This is a genomic window from uncultured Methanobrevibacter sp., assembly GCF_902788255.1.
Taxonomy (GTDB): Archaea; Methanobacteriota; Methanobacteria; order Methanobacteriales; family Methanobacteriaceae; genus Methanocatella.
The window spans coordinates 42,491-48,683 of sequence record NZ_CADAJR010000014.1; the positions used below are offsets into that span (position 1 = coordinate 42,491).

Genomic DNA, 6,193 nt, shown 5'->3' on the forward strand with positions numbered 1-6,193 from the left:
AAAACTATAATAAAAATATAAAAATTTTTAAATGCTATTCTTATTAGATTAATGAAATTCTACAAACCTAATCTCCTTTTTTCATTTGCTATCAACTTCGCTTCAACTTCGTGGTCATTGTTTGCCCTGCCGTGAAGATTTGCACCTTTACTTCCCAATGCACCTCTCTTGGACTCGCTCATTGTATCCTTGTATCTGTTGTAGTAAATCCTGAAGTTATTTCTGTTCTGCTCTTCTTTGGCATAATCCTTACACTCTTTTGAGCAATATTTCTTATTAGAAACAGATTTGGTAAACAATCTACCACACCAGTTGCAAGTTGGTAGTACATCGAAAATGAGCCTAACAATCTCGGTAAACATCTGATCAGGTTTATCTGGAATATAGTCAATAGCATAGGCATTCTGATATTCTTCAACAAGCTTGTCAAATTTCTGAATTAAATCGTACTGCAATCTATGGGTGAAATTCTGTTCTTGCATATATTCGCAGTGCTGAATGACAATGATAATGTCCATTTCAGGAGAAAATCTGTTTATCTGTTTGATAAATGATGGTTTAACATCTCCATTGGTATGGTATGCAAGACTGTGTAGGATATTTGTATCCCACAATACGATGTCGTACTGGTCTAGATTTTCCCAGTTACTTGTTAAACTCTTGTCTATGGCTGTTAATAATGCCATTTCCGAGAGTGTTAAATTATAGCTATTTAATATAGATAGAATTGTTTTGTCTTGAACTGGGATTAAAGTCTTAACATTATATGACTTCTTTGTTAAAAATTCTTTGAGCTTTTTTACTTGAGTGGTCTTTCCAAGCCCATCTATCCCATCTAATGCTATGTGAAGTGTCATAGTTCCGATACCTCACATAGAAGTAATTTCAATTAATTTCATTATATCACCGAATACATTTGTTTTCGGCACATCAAAAAAAGGAACATAAGGGATAAAATGGAAATAAGTCTGAAAATTGGATAATAAACAGTTAAAGGTTAAGTTTAGCAGTTTTACTATGTGGTCTGACTTATTTCCATCGGAAAACAAAAAAAGTGAGTCGCCAAACTACTTTCGTGTTTCCAATACAATATTTTTTGTTTATATTATTTATAATTGAAAATAAGAACTAATTTACATAAACTCAAAGTTTAAATATTATAACTAAAATTTATAACAGATTACACATAAACATAACTATATAACAATACTGCATATTTTGGGTGAGTCGCTATGTCTGTAAAAGTAGAAAGTGAAGCCATGCTTGAGGATAGATTTATTGAATATCTAGAAAGCATGGGCTATGAAAGAATCAAAATAAAAAATGAAGAACAGTTAAATGCTAATTTTAAAATCCAGTTAGAAAAATTAAATAAAAAAGAACTTGATGGAAAACCATTAACTGATGAAGAATTTGATAAAATATTATTATATTTAGATTCAGGTTCAATATATGATAAAGCAGAAAAATTAAGAGATGAATATACAATTAAAAGAGAAGATAACACTGCAGTATCAATTAAATTTTTAAACCAAAAAGATTGGTGTAAAAACATATTTCAAGTGTCAAATCAAATTACAATGAGAAAAGAACACGAATATAGATATGATGTTACAATATTAATTAATGGTTTGCCTTTGGTTCAAACTGAACTTAAAAAAAGAGGATTGCCAATTTCAAAGGCTTTTAATCAAGTAAAAAAATATATGGAATATTCTTATGATAATTTATTTAATTATATCCAAATATTTATTGTAAGTAATGGTAATCAAACAAAGTATTTTTGTAATGGCAGACCTAGTGAAGTTAATTTTGGATATACATTCTACTGGAAAGATAAAAACAATAAAAACATTCATTCATTAAAAGAATTTACAGAAGATTTTTTAGAACCTTGCAATATTGCTAAAATGATTTCTAAATTCATGGTGCTCAATGAATCATCAAAACAATTGATGGTACTTAGAGCTTACCAAAAGAATGCAGTAGATGCCGTATTAAAACAAGCATTAGAAAATAAACAAAATGGATATGTCTACCACACAACAGGAAGTGGTAAAACATTGACTTCATTCAAAGTTAGCCAATTATTAGCAGAAGAACCATCAATCCACAAAGTAATATTTGTAGTTGACAGAAGAGATTTAAATGACCAAACAAACAAGGAATTTGGTAAATTCTGTCCAGGCTGCGTAGGAACATCAGAGCACACTGGAGCATTGGTTAAAAACCTATTGAGTGATAAAAATAAACTTATTACAACAACCATTCAAAAATTATCAATTGCAGTTAATAGAAAAAATACTAGAAAAAAACTTGAAAAAATTAAAGATGAGAATATCATTCTTATCTATGATGAGTGTCATAGAAGCCAATTCGGCAAAATGCAACAAGATATAAGTAATTTCTTTAAAAACTGCTTATCATTTGGATTTACAGGAACTCCAATATTTAGGGACAATGCTTTTGGTCACAAGACTACAAAAATGATATTCGGTGAAAGATTACACACTTATATGATTAAAGATGCAATCGCTGATCATAACGTGTTAGGATTCTCAATAGACTATTATAATACAATTAAAGCAAAAGATGACATAATAGATGAGCAAGTGAAATCTATCAAAGAAAATGAAGCTTATGCTCATCCTGACAGATTAAATATAATTGTGGACTATATTCTTGATAGTTATAATGCTAAAACAAAAGGTAGAGAATTCAATGCTATTTTTGCGGTTTCACCAAAATCTAAGGATAATCCAACTGGATTTATACATGATTATTATAAATTGTTTAAAGACAAAATCGCTGAAAGAAAATTGGATTTCAAGGTAGCAACCATTTTTACATATGATCCAAATCAAGCTTTTGAAGAAAAACATCCTCAAAAACAATTAGATGAATATATGGCCGATTACAATGAAATGTTTGGAACTAACTTTGATACTTCGACTATGAGAGAATATCACCGAGATGTTTGTAAAAGAATGAAAACTCGTGAAATCGATTTATTACTGGTCATAAACATGTTTTTAACTGGTTTTGATAGTAAAAAGTTAAATACATTATATATTGATAAAAACTTACAATACCACGGATTGCTACAAGCATTTTCAAGAACTAACAGAATATACAATGACCGTAAATCACATGGAAATATAATATGTTTTGACAGACCTTTCCCTGATGAAGTTGATAAAGCACTTGCATTATTCTCAGATAATGCTCCTATTGAATGCATATTATTGCCTGCTTATGAAGCACTTGTAGAAACATTTAATAAAGATTTAGAAAAATTATACGAGATAGTTAAAACAGCCCAAGAAGCTTATGAGTTAGAAAGTGAAAAACAAATCGCTCAGTTCATTGAAGGATTTAATAAATTAGCAAAAACAAAGAATAAATTGGATACATTTTCACAATTCACTTTCGATGATTTAGATATTGATGAACAGGAATATGAAGATTTTACTGGTGCTTATCTTGATATAATTGAAACTTTTATCACCGAGGGTGGCGATGATGAAGGCGGTGAAGGTAGTATAATAGATGATGTCGAATTTGTATTAGACCTACTTAGAACTGATAAAATCAATGTAGATTATATTTTAGAATTACTCGAAAATATAAATACTGAAGATAAATATCCTGAAGAAAGAGAAAAAATCATTAAAATGATGAAAAACACTGTTCATCTCAGAAGCAAGATTAAATTGATGGAAAAATTCATGGACGAACATCTTAATCGTATTAGGGACAATAATTTGAACATTAAAGAAGAATTTGACAACTATATTAATAGTGAAAGAAGACAAGCTATCTGTGATTTAATTGATGAAGAACAATTAAGTGAAGAAATTACAAGAGAAATTTTAAGCGAATTTGAATTTGCAGATAAAATAGATGAAGATTTGCTAGAATCTGCCTTTAAAGACAAAGAATTAAAATTCATGGATAAAATAGACAAACTTGAAAGAGTAAAAGCTGAAATTTTAGAAATATTTGATACTTTTAATTTTAACTAGGTGAAAAACAATGGCTACAAATTTAGAAACAAAATTATTTGCAATTGCAGATGAATTACGAGGAAATATGGATGCGAATGAGTATAAGAACTATATTTTAGGTTTTATATTCTACCGTTACTTGTCAGAAAAGCAAGAAACTTATTTGAATGGACAATTGAAAGTAGATGGAATAACTTTTCAAGAAGCATGTGAAAATGCAAAATTAAAAGAAAAACTTGCTAAAGTCAGTATTAAAAGATTAGGTTACTTTATAACTCCAGAACATTTATTTAGTTCAATTATTAAAAAATGTAAAGTAGATGAACCAATCAGAAATGATTTAAGGGAAGCATTTAATGAAATAACCAATTCTTCATTAGGCACTGCCAGTGAAAATGATTTTAATAACTTATTTGATGATGTAGATTTGGATTCACAAAAATTAGGTAAAAAAGACAAAGATAAAAACAAAAAAATATCTCAAGTCTTATTACTTTTAAATGATATTGATTTTGAATTGGATAAAGATGAATCAGACATATTAGGAGATGCATATGAGTATTTAATGAGCCAATTCGCATCTGAAGCTGGTAAAAAAGGTGGAGAGTTCTATACTCCACAAGAGGTATCAAAAATTTTAGCTAAAATCGTTACACTTGGAAAAGATAAAATAAAGACAGTTTATGACCCTGCATGTGGTTCAGGTTCTTTATTACTCAGGATTTCAAAAGAAGCAAAAGTAGCAAAATTCTACGGACAAGAATTGAACACTACAACTTACAATATGGCTAGAATGAATATGATATTGCATGGTGTAAAATATGACGAATTTGATATAAGACAAGGAGATACATTAGAAGATGAACAACATAAAGATATGTTCTTCGATGCAGTAGTAGCCAATCCACCATACTCTGCAAAATGGAGTGGAAAAGATTCATTTTTAGATGACCCTAGATTCAGTGCTTACGGAAAATTAGCACCTAAATCCAAAGCAGATTATGCCTTTGTACAACATATGGTATATCATTTAAATGAAAGTGGAACAATGGCTGTTGTGCTTCCTCATGGGGTACTGTTCAGAGGAGCTGCGGAGTTGAAAATAAGAAGATATTTAGTTGAAGAAAAAAATTACTTAGACGCAGTTATTGGGCTTCCTGCAAACTTATTCTATGGAACTAATATTCCAACAATTGTAGCAGTGTTTAAAAAATGCAGGGAAGATGATCAGGACATATTATTCATAGATGCAAGTAAAGAATTTGAAAAGGTCAAAAATAAAAATAAATTAAGAACAGAAGATATTGAAAAAATTGTTAATACCTATGCAAATCGTGAAGAAATTGAAAAATACTCTCATAAAGCAACATTAGAAGAAATTGCAGAAAATGATTTCAACTTAAACATTCCTCGTTATGTGGATACATTTGAGGAGGAAGAACCAATTGATTTAGATGAAGTAGTTGATGAACTGGACAGAATTGATTTGGAGATGGAAAAAGTAGATGCTGAAATCAAGAAATATTGTGATGAGCTTGGTATTAGAGCACCTATTTCGTTGAGGTGAATTCTATGAGTGAAGAGAAGATGGTTCCAAAACTACGATTTAGTGGATTTAATGAGGAATGGGGGATTAAGAAATTAAGTGATGTTTCTACTATCAATCCAAAAACTAAAAATTTACCTAATGAGTTTGTTTATATTGATTTAGAAAGTGTTGAAAATGGAATTTTAACCAAAATTAGTAAAATTGGTATCGATGATGCTCCTAGTAGAGCACAGAGACTTTTAGATGTTGGAGATATTTTATTTCAAACTGTAAGACCATATCAAATGAATAATTTATATTTTGATTTTGATAATGATAATTATGTTGCTTCAACAGGTTATGCTCAAATAAAGTCAAAGATAAACTCTAAATTTTTATATCATTATTTACATTACTCCAAATTTGTTAATAATGTTTTAAAGAGATGTACAGGCACTAGTTATCCAGCAATTAATGCTAATGATTTAAAAAAGATTAAAATTAAAATACCAATTGATACTAATGAACAAAAGATGATAGGTAGTATTTTTGATAAATTAGATTTAAAAATTGGGTTATTGGGTGAGAAATACAAGTATTATCAAGATTTCAAGAAGTATTTGATGCAACAGATTTTCGCACAGAAATTAAGATTTAA

At 29.3% G+C, this 6,193-nt stretch carries 4 protein-coding genes; 3 read left to right on the top strand and 1 reads right to left on the bottom strand.

Features of this window, described 5'->3' with window-relative positions; all coding sequences use genetic code 11:
- Nucleotides 1–59: 59 nt before the first annotated feature.
- On the bottom strand, nucleotides 60–857 hold the full coding sequence (locus QZV03_RS05145) for a hypothetical protein (protein ID WP_296874629.1): 798 nt from the start codon (nucleotides 855–857) through the stop codon (nucleotides 60–62).
- Nucleotides 858–1,232: 375 nt separating this feature from the next.
- Between QZV03_RS05145 and QZV03_RS05150 the strand changes: the two genes are divergently transcribed.
- The 3 genes from QZV03_RS05150 to QZV03_RS05160 form a co-directional block, all read left to right on the top strand.
- Entirely contained in the window at nucleotides 1,233–4,025 is a 2,793-nt protein-coding gene (locus tag QZV03_RS05150) for a type I restriction endonuclease subunit R (RefSeq protein ID WP_296874630.1), read from the top strand.
- A gap of 10 nt (nucleotides 4,026–4,035) precedes the next feature.
- Nucleotides 4,036–5,574 carry a type I restriction-modification system subunit M gene (locus QZV03_RS05155; RefSeq protein WP_296874631.1) on the top strand — a complete coding sequence of 513 codons (1,539 nt, stop codon included), beginning with the start codon at nucleotides 4,036–4,038 and terminating at the stop codon, nucleotides 5,572–5,574.
- Nucleotides 5,575–5,579: 5 nt separating this feature from the next.
- A partial coding sequence (locus QZV03_RS05160; protein WP_296874632.1) for a restriction endonuclease subunit S occupies nucleotides 5,580–6,193 on the top strand: 614 nt, incomplete at its 3' end.